This is a genomic window from Paracoccus sanguinis (assembly GCF_900106665.1).
Classification (GTDB): Bacteria; Pseudomonadota; Alphaproteobacteria; order Rhodobacterales; family Rhodobacteraceae; genus Paracoccus; species Paracoccus panacisoli.
In genome coordinates, this window is record NZ_FNNA01000002.1 from 381,883 (window position 1) to 407,619 (window position 25,737).

Sequence of the window (25,737 nt, forward strand, 5' to 3'; positions counted from 1 at the left end):
GTCAGGCGTCCTGCCCCGCAGGCCCGGCCGAGACACGCGCAAGCCCGTCCATGGCATCCTCCTGATGCGGATTGATGGCGAGGCTCGCGGCAAAGGCCGCCCGGGCGCGGTCGCGGTCGCCCATCTCCTCATAGATCGTGCCGAGCAGCGTCAGCGCCGGCCAGTGCCGCGGCTCGGCGCGAAGCGCGTGGGCGAGGTCGTCGATTGCCGGCCCCGCCTGCCCAGCTAAATACATCGCCGCCCCGCGCGCCGCCCAGCCGGCGGCAAAGTCGGGGGCGTTCTCGACCAGCGCGGTCAGGTGGCCGATGGCGGTCACGGGCTCGCCCGCGTCCAGCGCCGCCTCGCCCCGCATCAGCAGGAAATCCAGCGCCGACGAGCCCGACTGCGACCACGCCCGCTCGATGTCGGCCTGCGCGCGCAGCCAGCCGTCCCCCTCGGGCTGGGCCAGCTCGGCAAAAAGCGCGTCCATGTCGGGGGTCGGGGCGGCGGGGATCGGTGCGGCGGGGGCCTCGTCCGCCGCCAGCGGCGCGACAGTCATGAAAATGCCCAGCATCAGCCCGAGGAGTGCCGTGGCGGCAGACTGGAACTGAAGGGGAAGCGCGCGCATATGGACCATGTAAGCACATCCGCGCCGCGGCGCCAGATTTGAGGGAGTGAAGAGATGAGTGCAGTGATCGAGGGCGCCGTGAAGGCCCTGCAGGGCAAGATTTCCTCGTTCGACGGCTCGGCCAAGTTCGTGGTCGAGGGCGAGGGCGCGATCATGATCGACGAATCTGGCGTGCGCGCCGGGGACGAGGACGCCGACGTCACCCTGACCGCCAGCCGCGACACGTTCGAGGGCATCCTGAACGGCTCGACCAACCCGACGATGGCCTACATGAGCGGCAAGCTGAAGGTCGACGGCTCGCTGCCGACCGCGATGAAGCTGGGCGCCGCGCTCTCCTGACCCGCACCGGGCCGGGGCCCTCGCGCCCCGGCCTTTGGTTTTTGGGCGGCGTGTGGGTGCGGTTCCACTTGGGCGTCGCGGGCGACGGGCGCGTTGGGTCGTTGCGACGGTTCGGCCTTACGCTCGAGTTTGGTGAAACCGGCCGCTTGATGAATCTGCCCGCCGAGCAAGCTGTGGCTTCCGAACGCACAACAGCGCGGACCTGGTGAGTTGTCCTGAGCGCGACGGGCCGTCTGCCTGCATGTAACTTCCCGCTCTCAAGTTCTCTGCGTTGTCTTGCGGCGCCTCACCGCTCATTCCGGCTCCCGTCGTGGTCATCTCGAGCCGACCGCGTGATACGGTTTCCCAACCCGGCCCTCGTCCCGCACCCCAATCGCAGGCTAAGCTTCGACCCACCGTAAGCCCGCTCGACTCGCTTGCTCAGCAGACGGCTACGTCCTTCCGATTTACCCGGTTCTGTCTCGCCCATCCCACCTTCCGGCCAGCCCCCGGACCCACCTCTCCCCCTCTCGCCCACCTTCACACCCAACCCAACGCAGGGGACCCCGCGTGAGCCACCAGACCGACCCTCGCCCGACCTCCCCCGCCGCCCAAGCCAAGGTCGCCGCCGGCCACGACCTGCCCCCCGGCGCCAAACTCGCCCCCTTCCACCAGCACGCCCACGACCCCCTCGCCCCCGCCGAGGCCTTCTTCGTCACCGCCCGCGACGGCATCCGCCTGCGCCTCGGCGTCTGGCGCCCCGAGGGGACGCCGCGCGCCACCGTGCTGCTCTTTCAGGGCCGCACCGAGTATCTCGAGAAATACGCCCCCGCCGCCCGCCGCCTGACCGCCGCGGGGCTTGCGGTCCTCGGCATCGACTGGCGCGGGCAAGGCCTTTCGGACCGGCTCATCGCCGACCCGCGGCCGGGCCACATCGACCATTTCTCATCCTATCAGATCGACGTCGCGGCCCTCGTCGCCACCGCCGAGGCGCTGGCGCTACCGTGTCCCTGGCACCTGTTCGCCCACTCGATGGGCGGCGCCATCGGCCTCGCCGCGCTGGCCGAGGGGCTGCCGGTCGCCTCGGCCGCCTTTTCGTCGCCGATGTGGGGCATCCACCACGCGCCGCTGCCGGGGCCGGTGGTCATGGGCATCGCCGCGACCGCCCGGCGGCTCGGCCGCGGCCGCCGGGCTGCGGTCGGCACCGGGGGCGAGGGCACCTTCGTCCTCGACGCCCCCTTCCGCGGCAATGCGCTGACCGGCAATGCCGCCGAATGGGCGCGGCTGGTGTCCGAGGCGGGGGCGTGGCCCGAACTCACCCTCGGCGGCGCCACCTATGACTGGGTGCGCGCGGGCCTGGCCGAGTGCCGCCGGCTGGCCACCCTGCCCTCGCCCGCGATCCCCGCCGTGATCGGCCTCGGCGGGCGCGAAGAGGTCGTCTCGCCCCAGGCCATCCGCAACCGCGCCGCCCGCTGGCCCGCGGCGCGGCTGGCCGAATACCCCGACGGCCACCACGAGCTGCTGATGGAGACGCCCGCCATCGCCGACGCCTTCATGGCCGAGGTGCTGGCGCTCTTCGCCAAGGCCTGACCGCTCCGCTCGCCGTTTCTGTCAGGCCCGAAGACCCATCCGGCCGCGCCGCCAGCCCAAGGACGGGTGTCGCGCGCGTTCGCATGAACCGTGCATGAACATCGCACGAACGATGCACGAACCCTGCATAAGGCGTGCAGCCCCCGCTCAGCCCTCGCGCAGCGCCCTGAGCGCCGCGACCAGCGCCGCGGTCGAACCGTCCTGCCCCGCGACCTCGGCGCCCTCGAGCAGCGGCGCCAGCTCGAGCGCCAACTCCTTGCCCAGCTCCACCCCCCACTGGTCGAAGCTGTTGATCCCGAGGATCACGCCCTCGACGAAGACCCGGTGCTCGTAAAGCGCCACGATCTGCCCGAGCGTGAAGGGCGTCAGCCGCGGGATCACCAGCGTGGTCGAGGGGCGGTTGCCCGGAAACACCCGGTGACGCGCCTGCCGTTCCAGCTCAGGCCCGGACAGCCCCTTGGCCGCCATCCGCGCGCGCGCCTCGGCCAGCGTCCGGCCGCGCATCAGCGCCCGGCTCTGGGCGAGGCAGTTGGCGATCAGAAGCCGCTGGTGATGGTCGAGCGCCGGCTCCTCGCCGCGGGCCGCGACGATGAACTCGCAGGGCACGATCTGGGTGCCCTGATGGATGAGCTGGTAGAAGGCATGCTGGCCGTTCGTCCCCGGCTCGCCCCAGACCACCGGCCCTGAGGCGCGCGGCAGGTCGGCGCCGTCCATCGTCACCCGCTTGCCGTTCGATTCCATCTCGAGCTGCTGCAGATAGGCGGGCAGGCGCAGCAGCCGCTGGGCATAGGGCAGCACGGCGCGGGTCGGATAGCCGCAGACCTGATGGTGCCAGAGGCCGGTCAGCGCCAGCATCACCGGCAGGTTCCGCTCCAGCGGCACGGTGCGGAAATGGTCGTCCATCGCCCGCCCGCCGGCGAGGAAATCATCGAACGCCGCCGGCCCGATCCCCAGCATCAACACCAGCCCGACCGGCCCCCAGACCGAATAGCGCCCGCCCACCCAGTCGGCGAAGCCGAACACCCGCTCGGCCGGGATGCCGAAGGCCGCGGTGCGGTCGGGCGCGGTCGAGACGGCCGCGAACTGCGCCGCCGGGTCGGCGACCGCCCCCGCCATCCACGCCCGCACCGTCTCGGCGTTGGTCATCGTCTCGATGGTGGTGAAGGTCTTCGAGGCGACGATCACCAGCGTCCGGGCCGGGTCCAGCCCCTTGAGCGTGTCGGTCGCATCCGCCCCGTCCACGTTCGAGACGAAATGCAGCCGCGGCCCGTCCATCCACGGCGCGAGCGCATGGGCGGCCATCACCGGGCCGAGGTCCGACCCGCCGATGCCGATGTTGACCACGTCGGTATAGGCCCCGCCCTGCCCCTTGAGCCGGCCGGTCCGCACGGCCTCGGCAAAGTCGCGCATCCGCGCCAGCGTCGCGCGGACCTCGGGCATCACGTCATGGCCGTCCACGCGGACCTCGCCCTCACCGGCGCGCAGGGCGGTGTGCAGGACCGCCCGGCCCTCGGTCTCGTTGATCGCTTCGCCCGCGAACATTGCCGCGCGCCGCGCCGCCACCGGCTCGGCCAGCGCGAGCAGCAGCCGCACCGCCTCGTCGTCCAGCGTCGTCTTGGACCAGTCGAAGAGCAGCCCGTCCGCCGCAGTCGAGAAGCGCGCCGCCCGATCGGGGTCGGCCTCGAACAGCGCCGCGATGGTGCGGTTCCCGGTTGCAGCGCGATGCGCGGCAAGCCGCGTCCAGAGGTCGGTCATGGCAATTTCCCCGCGGGCGGATGGATGGGGCTACTCGGCCCAGTGGACGACGAGATCCTTCCAGAAGGCGCGGATCGGCGCCTCTTCGGGGGTGAGGGTCGCCACCCGCTCGAGCGCGGCGCGCTTGTCCGGCCCGGTGATCATCAGGAACGCCTCGGGCGCCGAGGCGAGCGCCGGCAGCGTCAGCGTCACCCGCGGCTCGCCCGCCGCATCGGCGCGGACCGGCAGCACCGCCGGTGCCGCGGGGTCGAGCGCCGCGGCCAGCCCCTCGGCGCCGGGAAACAGGCTCGCCGTGTGCCCGTCCTCGCCCATCCCCAGAAGCAGCACCGACAGCGGCAGCAGCGGCGCGATCCGCTCGGCCGCCGCCGCGGCCCCCGCCTCGGGGTCGAGCGCCTCGTCGTAGAGATCGACCAGCCGGGCCGCCACGGCGCCCTCGTCGATCAGGTTGCGGCGGATCAGCCGCGCGTTCGAGCGCGGATGGTCGCCCGGCACCCAGCGCTCGTCGCCCGGCACCACCAGCACCCGGCCCCAGTCGAGCCGCGCCGCCGACAGCGCCTTGAACACCGGCACCGGGGTCGAGCCGCCGGGCAGGCACAGCACCGCCTGCTCGCAGGTGTTCAGCGCCATGCCCAGCGCGTCGGTGATGTCCTGCGCCACGGCCAGCGTCAGCGCCTCGCGGTCGGGATGTTCGATCAGCTTCATGGTCCGGTCTCGTCCTCAGGCCTTGATCTCGCGCCAGCGGCGCCCGTCGCGGTGCATCAGCCCCAACGCCTCGTCGGGGCCGCTGGTGCCGGGGTCGTAGGGTTCGGGACGCGCCGTCGCGTCCTCCCACGCGGCGATGACGGGGTCGGCCCAGGCCCAGGCCGCCTCGACCTCGTCGCCGCGCATGAACAGCGTCTGGTTGCCGCGGATCACGTCGGTGATCAGCCGCTCGTAGGCGTCGGGCATGTCCTTGCCTTCGGCCCCCAGCGCCTCGGCGAAGCTCATGTCCAGCGGCACCTGCACGAGGCGCATCCCGCCCGGTCCCGGCTCCTTGATGTTGACCTTGAGGTTCATGCCCTCGTTCGGTTGCAGCCGGATGACGAGCTCGTTGGTGCGCGGATCGCCGGCCTCGTCGAAGATCGAGTGCGGGGGCTCGCGGAACACCACCGAGATTTCCGAGGTGCGGGCCCGCAGCCGCTTGCCGGTGCGCAGGTAGAACGGCACCCCCTGCCAGCGCCAGTTGGCGATCCTGAGCTTGAGGGCGACGAAGCTTTCGGTGCGGCTCGCCTCGTTCTCGGCGTCGGTCCGGTAGCCGGGCGTCTCGCCGCTTGCGGCATACTGGCCGCGCACGATGTCGGTGGGCGGGACCGGCTCGAGCGCGCGAATGACCTTGAGCTTTTCGTCGCGCACCGCGTCGGGGTCGAAGTGGTAGGGCGGCTCCATCGCGATCAGGCAGACGAGCTGCATGAGGTGGTTCTGGACCATGTCGCGCATGGCGCCGGACTGGTCGTAATAGGCGCCGCGGCCGGCCACGCCCACCGTCTCGGCCACGGTGATCTGGACGTGGTCGATGTAATGCGCGTTCCACAGCGGCTCGAACAGCATGTTGGCGAAGCGCACCGCCATCAGGTTCTGGACGGTTTCCTTGCCGAGATAATGGTCGATCCGGTAGATCTGCCGTTCGTCGAAATGCCGCGCCAGCGTGGCGTTGAGCGCGCGGGCCGAGGCGAGGTCGCGGCCGAAGGGCTTTTCCACCACGATCCGCGCATCCGGGCCGGCGATGCCGAAGCGGGCCAGCCGCTCGGCCAGCTCGCCGAAGAGCGACGGCGCGACCGAGAAATAGAAGGCCTGCACCACCCCCGGCCGCATCCGCGCGCCGAGCGCCTGCCACCCGGTGTCGCCCTTGGCGTCGATGGCGACGTAGGACAGCCGCTCGAGGAACGAGGGCAGTTCGGGCGCGTCGGCGCGGGTCGGGTCGAACTCGGCGATGGCGGCGCGGACTTCGGCGCGGAACCCCGCGTCGTCCATCTCGGACCGGGCCGCGCCGATGATGCGTGCGGCTTCGGGGAACTGGCCGGCGGCATGGCGGCGGAACAGCCCGGGCAGGATCTTGCGGCGCGCGAGGTCGCCGGTCGCCCCGAAGATGACGAGGTCGAAGTCGTCGACCTGGATGAGCCGCGAGACCATGGGGTTCCTCTTGTCCTGCCCCCGTGGCTACGGGAGGGGCGGGCGCAGGGCAACCCCCGGGGGGCGGCGACGCATAGTCGGTTGGCGCGAGGGTTGCGGGTGTTTGCGGGCCCGCGTGCTCAGTCGGCGCGGGCGAGCGCCTTGGCGAGCCGCGGCAGCCGGGCCCGCGCCATCAGCTCGCGCAGCGGCATCGGCCCGCCGAGCGCCTGCGCCTTGGCGTGGGCCGCGTGGACGGCCGCCGCGACGGGGTCGGGGTCGCGGCGCCAGAGGGTAAGCAGGAAGGCGTCGGGATGCTCGGCCGCGAGCCCCAGCGGCGAAAGCGCGCGGCGCGGAAAGTCGCGCAGGTTGGCGGTGACGATCAGAGGCGCGTGGGCCGCCAGCGCCGCCTCGGCCACGTGGCGGTCGGCGGGGTCGGGCCAGTCGAACCCTTCCGCCGCCATTCCGTCATCTGGAACGCTCGCCTGCGCATGGGCGCGGGTGAGAAGCGCGATCTCGGCCCCGGCCACCGCCTCGGCGTCGGCCCCGAGGCGGGCGGCGGCGTGGCGCCACTCGGCGAGGATGCGGGGCGACCAGACCGGGGTGTAGAGGCCGGCGTCGGCCACGCCGATCAGGATCTCGCGCAGGACGGTCGGGTAGAGCACGCAGGCGTCGAGGACGGCCTTCATCGGCTCAGCCGTCGAGCCGGAAGAACAGCGCCTTGAGATAGCCGCTTTCGGCGAGTTGCGGCAGCATCGGGTGGTCGGGGCCGGCGAAGCCCGTGTGGAGGAGCTGCATCCGCCGCCCGCCCCGCCCGATCCCGCGGGCCGAGGCGTTTCGGAACAGGTCGAGCGTCGCGGCATGGCTGCACGAGCAGAGGCCGAGAGTGCCCCCCGGCGCGACCAGCGGCGCGGCGAGGCGCGCGGTGCGCTCATAGGCGCGCAAGCCCGCCTCGAGCGCCTGTTTCGAGGGCGCGAAGGCGGGGGGGTCGCAGATCACCACGTCGAAGCGGGCGCCCTCGGCGGCCAGCGCCTCCATCACCGCGAAGGCGTCGCCCTGCCGGGTGGTGAGCCGCCCCTCGGCCCCCATCGCGCGGGCGCCGCCCTGCGCGAGCGCCAGCGCCGCGGCCGAGCCGTCGACGCAGGTGGCGCTTTCCGCGCCGCCCGCGAGCGCGGCGAGGCCGAAGCCGCCGACGTGCGAGAACACGTCGAGCACTCGCCCGCCGCGCGCGAGCCGCTGGGCGAAGGCGTGGTTGGGGCGCTGGTCGTAGAAGAGCCCGGTCTTCTGCCCGCCGGTCAGGTCGGCGAGGTAGATCGCGCCGTTCATCGGCACCTCGACGGGCGCGTCGATGGCGCCGGCGATGACCTCAGTCCGCTCGGCCAGCCCCTCGAGCCCGCGGGCGCGGCCCGAGCCGTTCATCACGATGCGGGTGACGCCGGTGACCTCGGCCAGCGCGGCGGCGAGGTCGGGCAAGAGCCGGTCGGCCCAGGCGGCGTTGGGCTGGATCACCGCAGCGTCGCCGAAGCGGTCGATGACCACGCCGGGCAGGCCGTCGGCCTCGGCATGAACGAGGCGGTAGAAGGGGGCGTCGAACAGCGTCTCGCGCAGTGCCAGCGCCCGGGCGAGCCGCGCGGCCAGCCAGCCGCGGTCGATCACCGCCCCAGGGTCAGCGTCGAGCATCCGGGCGATGATCTTCGAGTTCGGGTTGACGGTCGCCACCCCGAGCGGCGCCCGCTCGGCATCCTCGAGCCGGACGAGGCTGCCCGGCGCCAGCGCCTTGGTGCGGCGGTCGGTCACCAGCTCGTCGGCATAGACCCAGGGGAAGCCGTGGCGGATGGCCCGCGCGTTGGCCTTGGGCCGCAGCCGGACGGTGGGCAGGGTCTCGTCGGTCATGTCAGCCTCGTGTCGGGGTCAGGCTGCTCCTCGCATATCCTTGGCGCGGGTCGCAACCGGGACCGAGGCCGGCGCGCAGCGGACCGGCCTGCCGGCCGGTGCCTCCGGCGGGGATATTTGGGTCCAGCCCGAGGTGGGGTGCGGTGCGGCTGTGGGCCGGCGACAGGTCGCAGACGCGTGAGGTCACGGCTTGACTATGGGCAGGCGGCACGCCACCTCTCGCCGGCAACGAGTGCGAGGCCCCCGATGTCCATTCCCCAGCAGGGCGGCGGCCCGATCGAGCGGCGCGACCAGCTTGCCGCCTATATCGCCTCGGGCGAGAAGCCGCGCGAGGCCTGGCGGATCGGCACCGAGCACGAGAAGTTCGGCTTCCTCTGGGATACGCTCGAGCCGCTGCCCTATGACGGCGAGCGCTCGATCCGCGCCATGCTCGAGGGGATGCGCGACCGCTTCGGCTGGGCTGAGGTGCGCGAGGGCGGCAAGCTGATCGGCCTGTCGCGCGAGGGCGCCAACGTGAGCCTTGAGCCGGGCGGGCAGTTCGAGCTGTCGGGCGCGCCGGTCGAGACGATCCACGAGACCTGCGCCGAGACCGTGCAGCATCTGGCCGAGGTGGCCGAGATCGCCGAGCCGATGAACGCGGGCTTCATGGGGATCGGCGCCGCGCCGATCTGGCGGCAGGACCAGATGCCGATGATGCCCAAGGGCCGCTATGCGCTGATGACCCCCTACATGCAGAAGGTGGGGACGCTCGGCACGCAGATGATGTACCGGACCTCGACCGTGCAGGTGAACCTCGACTTCGCGTCCGAGGCCGACATGGTCCAGAAGCTGCGGGTGGCGCTGGCGCTGCAACCCTTCGCCACGGCGCTGTTTGCGAACTCGCCCTTCCTCGACGGGCGTCCGAACGGGATGAAGTCCTGGCGCAGCCACATCTGGCAGAACCTGGACGCGGCGCGGACGGGGATGCTGCCCTTCGTCTTCGAGGACGGCTTCGGCTACGAGGCCTGGGTCGAGTATGTCCTTGATGTGCCGATGTATTTCGTCTACCGCGACGGGCGCTACATCGACGCGCTGGGGATGTCGTTCCGCGACTTCATGGAAGGCCGGCTGCCGGCGCTGCCGGGCGAGCTGCCGACGCTGTCGGACTGGGCGGATCACATGACCACCGTCTTCCCCGAGGCGCGGGTGAAGAAATACATCGAGATGCGGGGCGCCGATTGCGGGCCGCTGAGCCATCTCTGCGCGCTGCCGGCGCTGTGGGTGGGCCTGTGCTACGACCAGGCTGCGCTGGACGGGGCGACCGAGCTGACCCGCGGCTGGACCCACGAGACGCGCGAGGGGCTGCGTCGCGCCGCCGCCCGCGACGGGCTGGCGGGTGAGCATGACGGGCTGCGGCTGAACGACCTCGCCCGCGAGGTGCTGGCGCTGGCCGAGGCGGGGCTCGCCGCGCGCGCCCGGCCCTCGGCGGAGGGCGCGCCGGACGAGGTCGCGCATCTCGCGGTGCTGCGCGACCGGGTCGAGCGGGGGATAACGGGCGCCGACGATCTGCTGGCCGCCTATCACGGCGAGTGGCAGGGCGACCTGACCCGCATCTACGCCGCCACCGCCTATTGAAAAGGGGGCGGTCGCCCGCCCCCCGTTTCCGCATCAGGCGCCGGCCCGTCAGGCGGCGGAGCGGTCCTTCATGAACTGGTCGAACTCGGCCTTGTCCTTGGCCTCGCGCAGCTTGGCGAGGAAGTCGAGGAAGGCCGCGTGCTCATCCTCGAGCCGCTTCAGCGTTTCGGCCCGGTAGGCGTCGAAGGCGGCGTTGCCGGTCGGGCGGGCCGGGTCGGCGCGGAAGCTGCGCGCGGCAGGGCGGTGGCGGCAGGCGAACATACGGTTGCTCCAGATCATGTAACCGAGAAGGGCGAGGCCGACGGGCCAGGCGAGGACGAAGCCCGCGATAACCGCCGCGATCCAGGCCGGCTTGCCGTGGTCGTCCAGCCAGTCGCGGATGCGGATCAGCGGTCGGGTCAGCGAGAAGCCCGGCTGCGGCGCGGGCAGCGCGGCAGGCGAAGGGGCGTAAGGGTAGGACATCGGGCGCTCCATGCGATGGATGTGAATGTTAATCACATTAACACAGATGGGAGGGCGAAAGCGCGCATCAATGGCCGGGCGCGAAATTATTTTGGGGCGCGCTCAGTCCGGGATGACGCCGAGGCCGCGCAGGTAGATCAGCACGCCCGACTCGAGCATCTCGGCCGCCGAGACGGGAGAGCGGGCGCCGGGGCGGCCGCGGCCGAAAAGCTCGACCACCCCGTGCGACAGCGCCCAGATGTGGTTGGCGACCATCGACGGCGGCGGGCGGCGCTCGGGGGCCAAGCGCTGGAACATCGCCGCGGCGGCGTGGGTCAGCGCGTCCTCGGCGCGGTCGGCGGCGGCGGCCAGCTCGGCATTGCCGGCGATCGACAGGCCGGCCTCGAACATCGCCATGTAGTAGCCGGGCTTTTCGGCCGCGAAGCGCAGATAGGCGTCGCCCATCCGCAGGAAGGCCGACAGCGGCGAGGGCCGCCCGTCCCCGAAGGCCGCGGCGAGGCGGTCGGCGAACTCGAGGAAACCCTGCCGCGCGACCTCCTCGATCAGCTGCTCGCGGCCGGTGAAGTGGCGATAGGGGGCGGCGGCGCTGACCCCGGCCTGGCGGGCGGCCTCGGCCAGGGTGAAGCCCATCGGGCCGCGGTCCTCGATCAGGCGCACGGTCGCCTCGACCAGCGCCTGCCGCAGGTTGCCATGGTGATAGCTGTCGCGGGCCACGCGGCGCGGCCTTAGCGGCCTTCGCCGAAGTAGTTGCCGACCAGCGCCGCCAGCGCCTCCATCAGGGGCGCGGCCTCGGGGCCGGAGGTGGTCACGGTGATGGCGCTGCCGCGCGGGGCGACCAGCATCAGCAGGCCCATGATCGAGTTGCCCGCCACCAGCTCGCCGTCCTTTTCCACCATCGCGCGGGCGTCGAAGCGTTCCACCGTCTCGACGAACTTGGCCGAGGCGCGGGCGTGCAGGCCCTTTTCGTTGATGATGCGCAGCTCGCGCGTCAGCTCGGTCACGACACGGCCCGGCACGGCGGCGGGGCCTGGGCGGCCGGGTCCTGCGGGCTGTAGCAGTCGATGTACTTGCGCCCGGCCTCGGCCGCGGCCTCGGCCGCGGTACCCACGTCGAGGTGGCGCAGCTTGGCGAGCTTCACCAACATCGGCAGGTTGGCGCCGTAGAGGATGCGCCGCTTGCCCGCGACGCAGGCCGGCATCGACAGGTTCGAGGGCGAGCCGCCGAACAGGTCGGTGACGATCACGACACCGTCGCCGCTGTCCACCTCATCGGCGGCGCGGGCGATTTCCATCTGCTTGGCGACCCTGTCGTGGTCTTCCTCGATGGTGACGGCGCGGATGCCGCCCTGCGGGCCCACAACGTGTTCCACGGCGGCCAGGTATTCCCGCGCCAGCCCGCCATGCGCCACGATCACGATACCGATCAAATCACATCCACCATCGGCCGATCTGCACCTCACGCCTGCGTCTCATGCCGATCCCTCGGCCGGCGCGCGCGCCGGAGCGGGTTCGGCGGAACGCGGCTGCGCCTCGCGCCGTTCCAGTTCCCGATGCCGTTTTGACACCTGCCACCCCTGCTCTGCAAGCGAGTCGGCCATCCGTTCGGCCAATGTGACGGAACGGTGTTGCCCGCCGGTGCAGCCGAAGCCGATCGCCAGATGCGCCTTGCCCTCGGCCACCTGGGCCGGCAGCAGGAACAGGATCAGGTCGCGCACCCGCTCGAAGAACTCGGGGTAGCGCGGGTCGCCAGTGACGTGGGCCTGCACCGCGGGCGCCCGGCCGTCCTGCGCGCGCAGCCCCTCGACCCAGTGCGGGTTGGCGAGGAAGCGGCAGTCGAACATCATGTCGAGCCCGCGCGGCACCCCGCGCTTGTAGCTGAAGCTCTGGATCGAAACGGACATCCGCCCGCTGTCGGACAGGTCGAAGAGCCGCGCGAGCTCGCCGCGCAGGTCGTGCGGGGTGAAATCCGAGGTGTCGAGCAGCACGTCCGCCCTGACCCGGATCGGCGTCAGCAGGTCGCGCTCGGCGGTGATGGCGTCGGTGGGCGAGCCGTCGGCGGCCAGCGGGTGGCGCCGCCGGGTCTCGGCGTAGCGGCGCACCAGCGTGTCGGTGGCGCTGTCGAGATACAGCACCTCGGGCGCGAACCTCGGGTTGCGGGTCAGCGAATCGATCAGCTCGATCACGTTCGAGGCCGAGAAGTCGCGGTTGCGGACGTCGAGCCCCAGCGCCAGCGGCGCGGGCCGCGGCGGGCCGTCGAGCAGCCGCGGGATCAGCGACAGCGGCAGGTTGTCGATCGCCTCGAACCCCAGATCCTCGAGCACGTTGATCGCCGTCGAGCGCCCCGCACCCGAAGGCCCCGTCACCAGCACCAGCCGCTGGGCCCCCGGTTCGGGGGCGCCCGCCTCCGGGACGCCAGTCCCCTCGCCCGAGGGCGTGCCGCCTGTCGTCTTGCCGTCCAATTCGAACCCTTCGCTCAGTCGCTGCGACCGCAGAGCAGCATCTGCCGCAGCGCAGCACCAAGATGTGGGCCGCAACCCCGCAAGGCAAGGGGAAGCGTCACCCCTGCCACCTCGGTCTGGCGCCACGGCGGCAGGCGCTCGGGCTCGTCCCGGCCCAGGTCCACGACCAGCGCGAGCGGCGTCGGTCCTGCCGGCACGGCGTTGAGGATGCCGAGGCCGCGGGCCTCGATCCGCCCGCTGAGCGCAGGCGGGCAGTCGGCGATCACCGCCTCGCCGCGCCGGGTGACGCGAACCCGGTCGTCGGCGATCAGCCCTGCCCCCATCGCCATCAGCTCAAGCGCCAGCGCCGACTTGCCCGACCCGGAGGGGCCGAGGATCAGAAGCCCCCTGCCCCCGATCGCCACCGCGCTCGCGTGCAGCGTCGTCACCGCCGGGGGCCCTCGTCCGACCGCCGCGCCTCATGATCTTGCGCGCCGCAGAGCCTGATAACGCTAAACGTTTCTGGTTGCGCTAACCGCCACCCCTGCCCGTCTTTCTTCATCCGACTGTCATGGTTATAGCACCCGCAGGCGACCCGGCCCGACCTCAAGGAGTTCCAGCATGACCCAGCCCCGCGTCAATCCGCAATGCAAGCTCGAGGACCAGGGCATCTCGGGGGTGGGTGAGGTGCACTACAACCTGCTCGAGCCGGCGCTGATCGAGGCGGCGATCCGCCGTGGCGAGGGGCACCTGGGCCTCGGCGGGGCGTTCCTCGTGACCACCGGCGCCAAGACCGGCCGCTCGCCCAAGGACAAGCACGTCGTCCGCACCGCGCTGACCGAGGACACCATCTGGTGGGACAACAACCGCCCGATGTCGCCCGAGCATTTCGACGTGCTCTATGCCGACATGCTCGAGCACATGAAGGGCAAGGAATACTTCGTCCAGGACCTCTACGCCGGCGCCGACCCCGAGCAGCGGCTGGACGTGCGGGTGGTGTCGGAACTGGCCTGGCACAACCTCTTCATCCGCCACCTGCTGCGCCGCCCCGAGGGGGCCGAGCTCGCGGGCTTCGAGCCCGACTGGACGATCATCAACTGCCCGAGCTTCAAGGCCGACGTCGAGCGGCACGGCACCCGCAGCTCGACCGTGATCGCCATCAACTTCGACAAGAAGCTGATCCTTGTCGGCGACACCGAGTATTCGGGCGAGAACAAGAAGGGCGTGTTCACGCTGCTGAATTACATCCTGCCCGAGCGCGGGGTGATGCCGATGCACTGCTCGGCCAACCACGCGCCGGGCAACCCCGAAGAGGTGGCGATCTTCTTCGGCCTCTCCGGCACCGGCAAGACGACGCTGTCGGCGGACCCCTCGCGGGTGCTGATCGGGGACGACGAGCACGGCTGGTCGGACAAGGGCACCTTCAACTTCGAGGGCGGCTGCTACGCCAAGACCATCAACCTCTCGCCCGAGGCCGAGCCCGAGATCTACGCGACCACCAGCCGCTTCGGCACGGTGATCGAGAACATGGTGTTCGATCCCGACACGCTCGAGCTCGACTTCGCCGACAGCTCGATCACCGAGAACATGCGCTGCGCCTATCCGCTCGAGGCGATCTCGAACGCCTCGGAAACGGGGATGGCCGGGCAGCCGAAGAACGTCATCATGCTGACCTCGGACGCCTATGGGGTGATGCCGCCGATCGCCCGGCTGACGCCGGAACAGGCGATGTATCACTTCCTGTCGGGCTTCACCTCGAAGACCCCGGGCACCGAGGTGGGCGTGAAAGAGCCGCAGCCGACCTTCTCGACCTGCTTCGGCGCGCCCTTCATGCCGCGCCGCCCCGAAGAGTACGGCAAGCTGCTGGCCGAGCGGATCGAGAAGTCCGGCGCGACCTGCTGGCTGGTCAACACCGGCTGGACCGGCGGGCCGTTCGGCACCGGCCGCCGGATGCCGATCAAGGCGACCCGCGCGCTCCTGACCGCGGCGCTGGACGGATCGCTGAACGAAGTCGAGTTCCGCCGCGACCCGAACTTCGGCTTCGAGGTGCCGGTGTCGGTGCCGGGCGTGGACGACGCGCTGCTGGACCCGCGGCAGACCTGGGCCGACGGCGCGGCCTATGACGCGCAGGCCGAGAAGCTGAAGGGAATGTTCCGCGAGAACTTCCGCCAGTACGAGGCGAAGGTCGACGACAAGGTGCGCGCCGCCGCGATCTGACGGCCGCACCCTTAGCGACGCTGACCGGGCCGCCCCCGCACGGGGCGGTCCTTCTCGTTCCGGGGGGTCCCGCGGTTGCCCTCCCCCGCCCCGCCCGGCAGTCTGGGCCCCGACAACGGCAAGAGGGGGAGGACTGACCGATGCTGAGATTTCTGGCGCGCCCGGCGACCCGGATGATGGAACGCTATCTGCCCGATGCGTTCATCTTCGTGATCGTGCTGACGCTCGTGGCCGGACTGGCGGCGGTGCTGACCCAGCCGGTCACGCCGATGCAGGTGATCGTCGCGTGGGGCGACGGCTTCTGGCGCCTGCTCGAATTCGCCATGCAGATGCTGCTGGTGCTCGTCTCGGGCTACATCATGGCCACGACGCCGGTGGTGCGCAGCCTGCTCGACCGGCTGGCCGGGCTGGCCGCCAGCCCGGCGGGCGCGATCGTGCTGGTCTCGCTCGTGTCGCTGGTCGCGTCGTGGATCAACTGGGGCTTCGGGCTGGTCGTCGGCGCGCTCTTCGCCAAGGCGCTGGCCCGGCGGGTGCGGGTCGATTACCGGCTGCTCATCGCCTCGGCCTACAGCGGCTTCGTGATCTGGCACGGGGGGCTCTCAGGCTCGATCCCGCTGACCGTCTCGACGCCCGGGCATTTCACCGAAGAGGTGATCGGCCTGATCCCCACCTCGCTCACCACCTTCGCAAGCTACAACCTGATGATCTGCGCGGCGCTGTTCGTGGCGATCCCGCTGGTCAACTATCTGATGATGCCGCGCCCGGACGAGACCGTGCTGGTCGATCCCGCCAAGCTGACCGAAGAGGACCCGCACGCCGAGCCCGCGCGCACCCCGGCCGAGGCGCTGGAACGCTCACCCATCCTCCTGTGGGCGGTGGCGGTGCCGGGGCTGATCTGGCTCGCGCAGCACTTCATCACCAAGGGCGCGGTGCTGAACCTCAACGTGGTGAACTTTCTCTTCCTCTTCACCGGCATCGCGCTGCACCGCAGCCCGCGCAGCCTGCTCGCCGCGCTCGACGAGGGCGTGCGCGGCGGCGCCGGCATCGTCATCCAGTTCCCGTTCTACGCCGGGATCATGGCGATCATGACCCAGACCGGGCTCGCGGCCGCGCTCTCCGAGTGGTTCGTGTCTTTCTCGACCGCCCAGACCCTGCCGTTCTGGAGCTTCATCAGTGCCGGGATCGTCAACATCTTCGTCCCCTCGGGCGGCGGGCAGTGGGCGGTGCAGGCGCCGGTGGTCGAGGCTGCCGCGCAGGCGCTGCAGGCCGACATGCCGCGGGTGGTCATGGCGGTCGCCTGGGGCGATGCGTGGACGAACCTGCTGCAGCCGTTCTGGGCGTTGCCGATGTTGGGCATCGCGGGGCTGAAGCCGCGCGACATCATGGGCTTCTGCCTCATCCAGCTTGTCGTGACCGGCACGATCATCGGGCTGGGGCTGCTCTATCTCTGACGCGAAACGGGGCCCGCCGGTTGTGGCGGGCCCCGTTTGGGTATTCGGGCCAGAAAGACGGCCGCTGGCTCAGTCCTGCGGAATCCGCAGCTTCTGGCCGGGATAGATCTTGTCGGGGTCCGACAGCATCGGGCGGTTGGCCTCGAAGATCTCGCGGTAGCGGCTGGCCTTGCCGAGGTGCTGCTGGGCGATCTCGGACAGCGTCTCGCCCTTCTTGACCTCGTGGAACACCGGCTCGGCCGCGGGCTGGCCCTCGGGCGCGGGCGGCAGGTCGGCCTCGACCCGGGCAATGCCCTTGATGTTGCCCACGGCGAGGATCAGCTTTTCCAGCGTCTCGCGGTCGGCCCCGTGGCTGACGATCGTCACCGTGTCGCCGTTGAGGTGCAGCCGCACGTCGCCGGCGTCGAGGCCCATCGCGCGGACCTCGGCGTTGAGCGCGTCGAGCTTGCGCTGGGTGTCGGCGTCATGGGCGGGCGCGGCCTGCGGCGCCTGCTGCGGCTGGGCTTGGGGCTGCGACTGAGGCTGGGCCTGAGGGGCGGGCTGCGCCTGCGGCGCAGGGCTCGCCTGCGGTGCGGGGTTGGCCTGCGGGGCGGGGGCGGGCTGAGCCTTCGGCTCGGCGGCCTCGGCGGTTCCGAACACCGACTTGCCGGCGTCCTTGACGAAATCCCAGAAACCCATGGGGCGATCCTTTCGGTTGCTTCGCCCCAACAACCCGTTGATCGCCAAAGGGTTCCTGCGCCGCCCCCGCGCTACTTGCGGATCCGGCGCAGCTTGCGGGCGCGGGCCTCGCCGGCCTTGGCCGACTTGCCGTCCCGTCGCCGCGGCGCCTTGCCGCGCGGTCCCTTGGGGCCGGCGGGGATGCCGCGGCCCTCGACCTCGACCAGTTCCAGCGTCAGCCCGCCGGTGGTCGGGATCGCCTCGGCCAGCCGCACGGTCACCCGCTGGCCGATGCCGATGGTCAGCCCGGTGTCGGCCCCCACCAGCGTCTGCGCGTCGCGGTCGAAGTGGAAATACTCGCGCCCGATCTCGCGGATCGGCAGCAGCCCGTCGGCCCCGGTCTCGTCCAGCTTGACGAAGGCGCCGAAGCGCTGGACGCCCGAGACGCGACCGGTGAACTCGGACCCCACCCGGTCGGCCAGATAGGCCGCGAGATAGCGGTCGGTCGTGTCGCGCTCGGCCGCCATGCTGCGCCGTTCCGTGTCGCTGATCTGCTGGGCGGTCTCGGCCAGCACCTCGACGTCATGGGCCGACAGCCCGTCCGGCTTGCCGTCCTTGCCGCCGCCCCAGCCGTGACCGGCGATCAGCGCCCGGTGCACGATCAGGTCCGAATAGCGCCGGATCGGCGAGGTGAAATGCGCGTAGCTTTTCAGCGCCAGCCCGAAATGGCCGAAGTTCTCGGGGTGGTAATAGGCCTGCGTCATCGACCGCAGGGTCGAGACGTTGATCAGCTCGTCGAAATCCGTGCCCTCGGCCTGCGCGAGCAGGCGGTTGAGCTGGCTCGTCTGCAGCACCTGCCCCTTGGCGAGCGCAAAGCCCGACGCCTCGGCCACGTCGCGCAGCGCGTTGAGTTTCTCGGGGCTCGGCTCCTCGTGGACGCGGAACAGAAGCGGGCGGCGCAGGCGAGTGAGCTCCTCGGCGGCGGCGACGTTGGCCAGCACCATGAACTCCTCGATCAGCTTGTGGGCGTCGAAGCGGTCGCGGAAGGCGACCGACTTGACCCGCCCGTCAGCGGTCAGCTCGATCCGCCGCTCGGGCAGGTCAAGCTCCAGCGGCTGCCGCCGGGCGCGGGCCTTCTTGAGCAACGCGTAGGCCGCGAAGAGCGGCCGGATCACGTCGTCCATCAGCGGGGCGGTGGCCTCGTCGGGCGCGCCGTCGGCGGCGGCCTGCGCCTGCTCGTAGCTGAGCGAGGCGAGGCTGTACATCATCCCGCGGTGGAAGTCGTGGCCGATCTTGTTGCCCTCGGCATCCAGCCGCATCCGCACCGCGATCACCGGCCGGTCCACCCCCTCGTGCAACGAACAGAGGTCGCCCGACAGCACATCGGGCAGCATCGGCACCACCCGGTCGGGGAAATAGGTCGAGTTGCCGCGATGCCGCGCCTCGCGGTCGAGCGCGGTGCCCGGCCGGACGTGATAGGCGACGTCGGCGATGGCGACCCAGATCACCATGCCGTCCGGGTTCTTCGGGTCGTCGTCGGGCAGCGCCGCCACCGCGTCGTCGTGGTCGCGGGCGTCCGACGGGTCGATGGTGACGAGCGGCAGGCGGCGCAGATCCTCGCGGCCTTTGGGGGGCGCAGGGGTCTCGGCGTCGGCCTCGGCCATCACGGCGTCGGGGAAATCGTCGGGGATGCCGTGCTGGTGGATGGCGATCAGGCTGACGGCGCGCGGCGCCGACGGGTCGCCCAGCCGCTCGATGATGCGCGCTTGCGCGAGGCCGAGGCGGTTTTTCGAGCCGATCTGCTCGGCCTCGACCAGCTCGCCGTCATGCGCGTCGAGCGTGGCGTCGGCGCGGACCTGCCACTGGCGGTCCTGGCCCTTGTCGATGGGCACGATGCGCCCGCCTTCGGTCGCCTTGCGGAAGACGCCGACGACGCGGTGCTGGACGGTGCCGATCCGGCGCATGAGGCGCGCCTGGTAGTCGTGATCCTCGCCCTCGACCTCGGCCAGCCGGGCGAGGATCCGCTCACCCGGCCCCACCGCGGGGTCGGCCTTGCGGGGGGCGAAGAGGATGCGGGGCATCGGGCCGGTGCCCTGCCACTCCATCGGCCGGGCGAACAGGTCGCCGTTGGCGTCGGGCGGCAGGATCTCGAGCACGCTGACCGGCGGCAGCTTCTCGTGGTCGCGGTAGCTGCGGCGGCGGCGCTCGACCACGCCCTCGGCCTCGAGTTCCTTCAGCAGGCGCTTGAGGTCGATGCGGGCCGCGCCCTTGACGCCGAACGCCTTGGCGATGTCGCGCTTGGCGGTGGCGTCGGGGTTCTGGGCGATCCAGTCGAGGATCTGCTGGCGGGTGGGAAGCTGGTTCATGGGGCTCAGGCTAACACGCCGCCGGGGCGCGCGTGAGGGGGCGCGTCAGGGCGCGCGAACATGGGGCCGGGCACGTCGGGGACGGCACATCGGCGTGGAATCGGGGCCGGCGGGGACAGGCTCAGCTTTCCGCCTCGGCCTCGTTCATGTGGGTGAGCGGGTCGTTCGGCACAACCCCCTCGGTCGCCTCGCCGGGCAGGCGGATCAGCGCGCCGGCCGCGCGCAGCACCGGGTCGTCGGTCGCGCCCGCCGCGAGCAGGGCGAGGAAGCCGCGCCGCATCCGGTAGCCCCAGAAGTCGTTGATGTGCCCCGCGACGCCCACCTCGGGCGGCTGGTCGGGCTGGCTGCGGAAGAAATCGGCGATCTGCGCCGCCATCCGCAGCAGCTTTTCGTCCGGGGTGTGTTCCGAGACCTCGGACATGGCTCAGCCCTCGATGCGCTGGGGGTGGGTGAAGATGTCGAAGCCGTCGCCGCGGGCGCGGCCGATCAGCGTCAGGCCCGCAGCCTCGGCCCAGGCGATGGCGAGGCGGGTGGGCACGCCCGCGCCGATCAGCACCGGCGCGCCGATCCGCACGGTCTTCTGCACGAGGTCCACCGACAGGCGCGAGGTCATCGCCACCGCCCCGCCGTCCGGCGCGATCCCCGCCCGCGCCACGGCCCCGCCGAGCTTGTCGAGCGCGTTGTGCCGCCCCACGTCCTCGCGCACCATGACCGCGCCCGGGGTCCAGAGTGCGGCGGCATGGATGCCCGGCGTCCGCCGCCAGAGCCGCTGCCCGTCGCTGAGCGCTGCCATGGCCGCCGCCACCGTCGCGGGCGCAAGCCGGGTGTCGGATTGCACCGGGCGCACCTCGGGCAGGGCCGCAGCGATGCTGTCCACCCCGCAGAGGCCGCAGCCCACCGGCCCGACCATGCTGCGCCGCCGCTCGGCCAGCCGCACGGAAAGGCCGGGGCGCAGCCACAGCCGCGCCTCGTGCGCGGCCATGCCGGGGACGGGGGCCGCCACCTCGAGCGTCTCGGCGTGGGTCACGTCGGCGGGGCTGTCGATCAGCCCCTCGGTCAGCGCGAATCCGAGGGCGAGGTCGCCGAGGTCATGCGGCGACGCCATCAGCACCGCCTGCGAGGCGCCGTCGATGACGATCGCCACCCCGGCTTCCTCGGGCGGCACGGCGGGGCGGTCCTCGCCCGTCACCCACGCGCCCTCGCGCCAGCGCCGAAGCGGGCGGCCGGGCGCCGGCGCCCTGACGGTGCCGGTCCCGCTCATTCCGCGGCCGGCAGGATGCGACGGGCCATCTCGGCGTGGCTGCGATACGCCTCCTGCCACTCGGAGGGGCCGTTCGAGGGGCTGACCTGCACCGCCGTCACCTTGAACTCGGGGCAGTTGGTGGCCCAGTCCGAGGCATCGGTCGTCACCACGTTCACCTGCGTCGTCGGGTGGTGGAAGGTGGTGTAGACCACCCCCGGCGCCACCCGCTCGGTGATCTTCGCGCGCAGCGTGGTGTCGCCCGCGCGGCTGGCCACCCGAACCGTATCGCCGTCGCGGATGCCGCGCGTCTCGGCATCCGCGGGGTGGATCTCCAGCAGATCCTCCGCGTGCCAGACGAGGTTTTCGGTCCGCCGCGTCTGGGCGCCGACGTTGTACTGCGTCAGCACCCGCCCGGTGGTCAGCAGCAGCGGGAAGCGCGGGCCGGTGCGCTCGTCGCTCGCCACGTATTCGGTGTGGATGAACCGCCCCTTGCCGCGCACGAATCCGTCGACGTGCATCACCGGGGTGCCGAGCGGCGCCTTGTTGTTGCAGGGCCACTGGACCGAGCCCACCCGGTCCAGCAGCTCGAAGCTGACGCCGGCGAAGCTGGGCGTGGTCAGCGCGATCTCGTCCATGATCTCGGACGGGTGGCGATAGTCCCAGGCCGCGCCCATCGCGTTGGCCAGCGCCTGGGTGATCTCCCAATCCGCGAGCCCGTTCCGAGGCGGCATCGCGCGGCGGACCATGTTGATGCGCCGCTCGGCGTTGGTGAACGTCCCGTCCTTTTCGAGGAAGGTCGAGCCGGGCAGAAACACATGGGCATAGTTCGCGGTCTCGTTCAGGAACAGGTCCTGCACGATCAGGATGTCGAGGCTCGCCAGCGCCGCCTGCACATGGGTGGTGTCGGGGTCGGACTGCAGCACGTCCTCGCCCTGGCAGTAGAGGCCGCGGAACGTCCCCTGGGTTGCCGCGTCGAACATGTTGGGGATGCGCAGCCCCGGCTCGTCCGACAGCGGCACGCCCCAGACGCGCTCGTAGAGCTCGCGGGTCTCGGTGTCGGTGACGTGGCGGTAGCCCGGAAACTCGTGCGGGAACGAGCCCATGTCGCACGAGCCCTGGACGTTGTTCTGGCCCCTGAGCGGGTTCACCCCGGTGCCCGGGCGGCCGATGTTGCCGGTCAGCATGGCGAGGTTGGCAATCGCCATGACCGTGGTCGAGCCCTGCGAATGCTCGGTCACCCCCAGCCCGTAGTAGATCGAGGCGTTCGGCGCCCCCGCATAGGCCCGCGCCGCCTGCCGGACCAGATCGGCGGGGACGTGGGTGGCCGCCTCGACCGCCTCGGGCGCGTGGCGGGGGTCGAGCAGGAAGTCGCGGTAGGCGAGGTATTCGTCCCAGTCGCAGCGTTCGCGGATGAAGGCCGCGTCCTCGAGCCCCTCGGCCACTATGACATGGGCCATGGCGGTCAGCACCGCGACGTTGGTGCCGGGCAGCAGCGGCAGGTGCAGCGCCGTGCTCATGTGCGGCGAATTGAGCAGATCGATCCGCCGCGGGTCGAGCACCACCACGCCCGCCCCCTGCCGCAACCGCCGGCGCAGGCGCGAGGCGAAGACCGGATGCCCCTCGGTCGGGTTGGCGCCGATGATCAGCGCGAGGTCCGTCTCTTCGACCGAATCGAAATCATGCGTGCCGGCCGAGGTGCCGAAGGTGGTCTTGAGCCCGTAGCCGGTCGGCGAATGGCAGACCCGCGCGCAGGTGTCGGTGTTGTTGTTGCCCATCACCGCGCGGGCGAGTTTCTGGACCAGATAGGTTTCCTCGTTGGTGCAGCGCGACGAGGTGATGACGCCGACCGATTCGCGCCCGTGCGCCGCTTGCGTCTCGCGCAGGCGGCGGGCGGCGAAACCCAGCGCTTCCTCCCACGAGACGACCCGCCAGGGATCGCGGAAATCCTCGCGGATCATCGGGTTCAGGATGCGCTCGGCATGGGTGGCATAGCCCCAGGCGAAGCGGCCCTTGACGCAGCTGTGGCCGCGGTTGGCCTTGCCGTCCTTCGACGGCACCATCTTCACCACCGTCTCGCCGCGCAGATGGGCGTCGAACGAGCAGCCCACGCCGCAATAGGCGCAGGTCGTCTTGACGATCCGGTCGGGCGTGCCGATGGCGATCTGGGTGTTTTCCTGCAGCGTCGCGGTCGGGCAGACCTGCACGCAGGCCCCGCAGGACACGCAGTCCGAGCCGAGGAAATCGTCCGACGCCATCCCGGCCGAGACGCGGCTGTCGAAGCCCCGCCCCTCGATGGTCAGCGCGAAGGTGCCCTGCACCTCGTCGCACGCCCGCACGCAGCGCGAGCAGACGATGCATTTCGACGGGTCGAAGGTGAAATAGGGGTTGGACTGGTCCTTGGGCCGCCACTCGGTGTTCGGCGCGTCGCCCGCGCGCGCATGGACGTGGTTCAGCCCCGGGCCGTAGCGCACCTCGCGCAGGCCCACGGCGCCGGCCATGTCCTGCAACTCGCAATCACCGTTCGCCGCGCAGGTCAGGCAGTCGAGCGGGTGGTCCGAGATATAAAGCTCCATCACCCCGCGGCGGATGCGCGCGACCTCGTCGGTCTGGGTGCGGACCACCATCCCCTCGGCCACCGGCGTGGTGCAGGACGCGGGCGTGCCGCGCATCCCCTCGATGGCGACGACGCAGAGGCGGCACGAGCCAAAGGCGGTGACGTGATCGGTGGCGCAGAGCTTCGGGACCGCGATCCCGGCCTCGGCCGCCGCACGCATGACGCTGGTGCCGGCCGGGACCGTGACCGCGATGCCGTCCACGGTCAGCGTCACCTCGATGTCCGAGCGCGAGGCGGGGGTGCCCATGTCGCGGGTCCAGTCGGCGGGGGGGATCACGAAGTCCTTCATTCCGCAGCCTCCTGTGCGGCGCGAGCGGTGAAATCCTCGGGCCAGTGGGTCAGCGCCGACATCACCGGATAGGGCGCGAAGCCCCCCAGCGCGCAGAGGCTGCCCCATTTCATCGTGTGGCAGAGATCGGTCAGCACCGGGATCATGCCCGTGTCGCCGGCCGCGATCCGGTCGATCGTCTCGACCCCGCGGACCGAGCCGATCCGGCAGGGGGTGCATTTGCCGCAGGATTCGATGGCGCAGAACTCCATCGCAAAGCGGGCCTGCGCGAGCATGTCGGCGGTGTCGTCGAAGACCACGATGCCGGCGTGGCCGACCAGCCCCTCCTGCCCCGCGACCTCCTCGTACCCGAAGGGGGTGTCGAAGAGCGCCGGCGGGAAATAGGCGCCCAGCGGGCCGCCCACCTGCACGGCCTTGACCGGCCGCCCCGAGGCGGTGCCGCCGCCGATGCCCTCGACGATCTCGCTGAGCGTCAGGCCGAAGGCGACCTCGTAAAGCCCGCCGTGGCGGACGTTGCCCGCGATCTGCAGCGGCATGGTCCCGCGCGAGAGGCCGATGCCGTGGGCGGCATAGGCGGCCGCGCCGTGGGCCATGATCCACGGCACGGTGGCGAGCGAGAGCACGTTGTTGACCACCGTGGGGCGGCCCATGAACCCCTCGAGCGCCGGGATCGGCGGCTTGGCGCGGACGATGCCGCGCTTGCCCTCGAGGCTGTTGAGCAGGCTCGTCTCTTCCCCGCAGACATAGGCGCCGGCGCCGACTCGGACCTCGATGTCGAAGGCGAGCCCCGAGCCGAGGACGTCAGGCCCCAGCACCCCCGCGTCGCGGGCAAGGCGGACCGCCGCCTCCATCACCCGGATGGCGTCGGGGTATTCGCTGCGCAGGTAGATGAAGCCCCGGGTCGCGCCGACGGCCACGGCGGCGATGGCCATGCCCTCGATCAGCACGAAGGGGTCGCCCTCGATCAGCATCCGGTCGGCGAAGGTGCCGCTGTCGCCCTCGTCGGCGTTGCAGACGATGTATTTCTGCGGCGCCGAAGCGCGGGCGACGGTGGCCCACTTGATGCCGGTGGGGAAGCCCGCGCCCCCGCGTCCGCGGAGGCCCGAGTCGGTGATCTCGGTCACGATCCGGTCCGGCGCGGCCAGCGCGGCGTGCAGACCCGCAAGACCGCCCTGCGCCTCGTATTCGGCCAGCGACAGCGGGTCGATCACCCCCACCCGGGCAAAGGTCAGCCGCGTCTGCGCCGCCATCCACGGCAGCGCCTCGACCGGGCCGAGCGCCAACGGATGATCCGCCCCCTCGCCCTCGAACAGCCCCGGCACGGCCTCGGGCGTCATCGGGCCGAAGCCCATCCGCACCCCGTCCCTCTCGACCTCGACCAGCGGCTCTAGCCAGACCATGCCGCGCGAGCCGTTGCGGACCAGCGTCAGCGCCTCGCCCCGGCGCGCGGCCTCGGCGCGGACCGCCTCGGCCACCGCATCGGCGCCGAGCGCGCGGGCGGCGGCGTCGCCGGGCACCCAGACCCGCATCACGCCCGCCCCCCGGCCAGCGCCAGCAGCCCCGCCGCCGTCGCCCGCCCGACCAGCCGGTCATCGAACTGCGCCGCTGGCCCGCAGGCGCAGAGCCCGAGGCAGAACACCGGCTCGAGCGTCAGCGCCCCGTCGCCCGAGGTCTGGTGCCAGTCGAGCCCCAGCGCCACGCGCAGCTGGTCGGCGAGCGCATCGGCGCCCACCGACTGGCAGGCCTCGGCCCGGCACAGCCGCAGCACGTGGCGACCGGCAGGGGCGGCGCGGAAATCGTGGTAGAAGCTGACGACGCCGTGGATCTCGGCCCGGCTCATCGCCAGCGCCTGGCCGATCAGCGGCTGGGCCGCCTCGGGGATGAAGCCGAACTCGGCCTGCACGTCGTGCAGGATCGGCAGCAGCGGCCCCTCGCGCCCGGCATGGCGGGCGATGATCGCCTCGATCCGCGCGGCGCTCTCGGGGTCGAGGGGGCGCGCGCGGGGCTGGTTCGGCAGCACGGGGACCGGGTCGGTCGGTGCGGGATCGGGGTTGGCTGGCATCATGGCTCCGCAATCGG

At 71.6% G+C, this 25,737-nt stretch carries 24 protein-coding genes; 5 read left to right on the forward strand and 19 right to left on the reverse strand.

The window, feature by feature from the left end:
* Position 1: 1 nt before the first annotated feature.
* Entirely contained in the window at positions 2–607 is a 606-nt protein-coding gene (locus tag BLW17_RS08345; RefSeq protein WP_231565768.1) for a tetratricopeptide repeat protein, read from the reverse strand.
* A gap of 54 nt (positions 608–661) precedes the next feature.
* On the opposite strand from BLW17_RS08345, the gene BLW17_RS08350 reads away from it, so the two are divergent.
* Together BLW17_RS08350 and BLW17_RS08355 are read left to right on the forward strand one after the other, a co-directional pair.
* Positions 662–946, forward strand: a complete 285-nt coding sequence (locus BLW17_RS08350; protein ID WP_036712346.1) for an SCP2 sterol-binding domain-containing protein — start codon at positions 662–664, stop codon at positions 944–946.
* 549 nt (positions 947–1,495) lie between these two features.
* Positions 1,496–2,515 carry an alpha/beta hydrolase gene (locus tag BLW17_RS08355; RefSeq protein ID WP_280141327.1) on the forward strand — a complete coding sequence of 340 codons (1,020 nt, stop codon included), beginning with the start codon at positions 1,496–1,498 and terminating at the stop codon, positions 2,513–2,515.
* A gap of 147 nt (positions 2,516–2,662) precedes the next feature.
* Here the strand turns inward: BLW17_RS08355 and pgi are convergent, their stop codons facing one another.
* From pgi to BLW17_RS08380, 5 genes are all read right to left on the reverse strand, one after another.
* Positions 2,663–4,270: a glucose-6-phosphate isomerase gene (pgi, locus tag BLW17_RS08360; protein WP_036733691.1), complete on the reverse strand. Its 1,608-nt coding sequence runs from the start codon at positions 4,268–4,270 to the stop codon at positions 2,663–2,665.
* Between the two features lie 30 nt (positions 4,271–4,300).
* Positions 4,301–4,972 (reverse strand): 6-phosphogluconolactonase, encoded by a 672-nt coding sequence (pgl, locus tag BLW17_RS08365; protein ID WP_036733689.1) that lies wholly within the window; start codon positions 4,970–4,972, stop codon positions 4,301–4,303.
* A 15-nt stretch (positions 4,973–4,987) separates the two neighbouring features.
* Complete coding sequence (zwf, locus tag BLW17_RS08370) at positions 4,988–6,439, reverse strand: glucose-6-phosphate dehydrogenase (protein WP_036707787.1); 1,452 nt, start codon at positions 6,437–6,439, stop codon at positions 4,988–4,990.
* Between the two features lie 119 nt (positions 6,440–6,558).
* Positions 6,559–7,104 carry an RSP_2648 family PIN domain-containing protein gene (locus BLW17_RS08375; RefSeq protein WP_036733687.1) on the reverse strand — a complete coding sequence of 182 codons (546 nt, stop codon included), beginning with the start codon at positions 7,102–7,104 and terminating at the stop codon, positions 6,559–6,561.
* 4 nt (positions 7,105–7,108) lie between these two features.
* Positions 7,109–8,308, reverse strand: a complete 1,200-nt coding sequence (locus BLW17_RS08380; protein ID WP_036733685.1) for an RSP_2647 family RNA methyltransferase — start codon at positions 8,306–8,308, stop codon at positions 7,109–7,111.
* 246 nt (positions 8,309–8,554) lie between these two features.
* Between BLW17_RS08380 and BLW17_RS08385 the strand changes: the two genes are divergently transcribed.
* Positions 8,555–9,922 (forward strand): glutamate--cysteine ligase, encoded by a 1,368-nt coding sequence (locus BLW17_RS08385; protein ID WP_036733683.1) that lies wholly within the window; start codon positions 8,555–8,557, stop codon positions 9,920–9,922.
* Positions 9,923–9,970: 48 nt separating this feature from the next.
* Here BLW17_RS08385 and BLW17_RS08390 read toward each other — a convergent pair whose 3' ends face one another.
* The 6 genes from BLW17_RS08390 to BLW17_RS08415 all read right to left on the reverse strand — a co-directional run bounded on the left by BLW17_RS08390 (position 9,971) and on the right by BLW17_RS08415 (position 13,270).
* Complete coding sequence (locus BLW17_RS08390; RefSeq protein WP_074826421.1) at positions 9,971–10,384, reverse strand: DUF2852 domain-containing protein; 414 nt, start codon at positions 10,382–10,384, stop codon at positions 9,971–9,973.
* 102 nt (positions 10,385–10,486) lie between these two features.
* A complete protein-coding gene (locus BLW17_RS08395; protein WP_036733682.1) occupies positions 10,487–11,098 on the reverse strand; it encodes a TetR/AcrR family transcriptional regulator in 612 nt (203 codons plus the stop codon).
* An 11-nt stretch (positions 11,099–11,109) separates the two neighbouring features.
* On the reverse strand, positions 11,110–11,385 hold the full coding sequence (locus tag BLW17_RS08400; RefSeq protein WP_081962548.1) for an HPr family phosphocarrier protein: 276 nt from the start codon (positions 11,383–11,385) through the stop codon (positions 11,110–11,112).
* On the reverse strand, positions 11,382–11,810 hold the full coding sequence (locus BLW17_RS08405) for a PTS sugar transporter subunit IIA (RefSeq protein ID WP_036733679.1): 429 nt from the start codon (positions 11,808–11,810) through the stop codon (positions 11,382–11,384). The genes BLW17_RS08400 and BLW17_RS08405 overlap by 4 nt, the downstream gene beginning before the upstream one ends.
* A gap of 42 nt (positions 11,811–11,852) precedes the next feature.
* On the reverse strand, positions 11,853–12,755 hold the full coding sequence (rapZ, locus tag BLW17_RS08410) for an RNase adapter RapZ (protein WP_052176390.1): 903 nt from the start codon (positions 12,753–12,755) through the stop codon (positions 11,853–11,855).
* A gap of 101 nt (positions 12,756–12,856) precedes the next feature.
* Complete coding sequence (locus BLW17_RS08415) at positions 12,857–13,270, reverse strand: HPr kinase/phosphorylase (RefSeq protein WP_036733678.1); 414 nt, start codon at positions 13,268–13,270, stop codon at positions 12,857–12,859.
* Positions 13,271–13,442: 172 nt separating this feature from the next.
* Here BLW17_RS08415 and BLW17_RS08420 point away from each other — a divergent pair, with 172 nt between their 5' ends.
* Both BLW17_RS08420 and BLW17_RS08425 read left to right on the forward strand, forming a co-directional pair.
* Complete coding sequence (locus tag BLW17_RS08420) at positions 13,443–15,038, forward strand: phosphoenolpyruvate carboxykinase (RefSeq protein WP_036701921.1); 1,596 nt, start codon at positions 13,443–13,445, stop codon at positions 15,036–15,038.
* Between the two features lie 140 nt (positions 15,039–15,178).
* Positions 15,179–16,489 carry a short-chain fatty acid transporter gene (locus BLW17_RS08425; protein WP_036733676.1) on the forward strand — a complete coding sequence of 437 codons (1,311 nt, stop codon included), beginning with the start codon at positions 15,179–15,181 and terminating at the stop codon, positions 16,487–16,489.
* Between the two features lie 69 nt (positions 16,490–16,558).
* Here BLW17_RS08425 and lysM read toward each other — a convergent pair whose 3' ends face one another.
* The 7 genes from lysM to BLW17_RS08460 form a co-directional block, all read right to left on the reverse strand.
* Complete coding sequence (lysM, locus tag BLW17_RS08430; RefSeq protein ID WP_036733674.1) at positions 16,559–17,167, reverse strand: peptidoglycan-binding protein LysM; 609 nt, start codon at positions 17,165–17,167, stop codon at positions 16,559–16,561.
* Positions 17,168–17,238: 71 nt separating this feature from the next.
* Positions 17,239–19,512, reverse strand: coding sequence for a ribonuclease R (rnr, locus tag BLW17_RS08435; protein WP_036733671.1), 2,274 nt, complete (start codon positions 19,510–19,512; stop codon positions 17,239–17,241).
* Positions 19,513–19,633: 121 nt separating this feature from the next.
* The gene (locus tag BLW17_RS08440; RefSeq protein ID WP_074826425.1) at positions 19,634–19,933 is read right to left on the reverse strand and encodes a formate dehydrogenase subunit delta; all 300 of its coding nucleotides are present in this window, start codon (positions 19,931–19,933) and stop codon (positions 19,634–19,636) included.
* 3 nt (positions 19,934–19,936) lie between these two features.
* Complete coding sequence (gene fdhD, locus BLW17_RS08445) at positions 19,937–20,773, reverse strand: formate dehydrogenase accessory sulfurtransferase FdhD (RefSeq protein WP_052176389.1); 837 nt, start codon at positions 20,771–20,773, stop codon at positions 19,937–19,939.
* Positions 20,770–23,658, reverse strand: coding sequence for a formate dehydrogenase subunit alpha (gene fdhF, locus BLW17_RS08450; protein WP_036733669.1), 2,889 nt, complete (start codon positions 23,656–23,658; stop codon positions 20,770–20,772). The genes fdhD and fdhF overlap by 4 nt, the downstream gene beginning before the upstream one ends.
* Positions 23,655–25,187, reverse strand: a complete 1,533-nt coding sequence (locus BLW17_RS08455) for an NADH-ubiquinone oxidoreductase-F iron-sulfur binding region domain-containing protein (protein WP_036733667.1) — start codon at positions 25,185–25,187, stop codon at positions 23,655–23,657. Before BLW17_RS08455 ends, fdhF begins: the two co-directional genes overlap by 4 nt.
* A complete protein-coding gene (locus BLW17_RS08460) occupies positions 25,187–25,723 on the reverse strand; it encodes a formate dehydrogenase subunit gamma (protein WP_231555297.1) in 537 nt (178 codons plus the stop codon). Before BLW17_RS08460 ends, BLW17_RS08455 begins: the two co-directional genes overlap by 1 nt.
* Between the last annotated feature and the right edge of the window lie 14 nt (positions 25,724–25,737).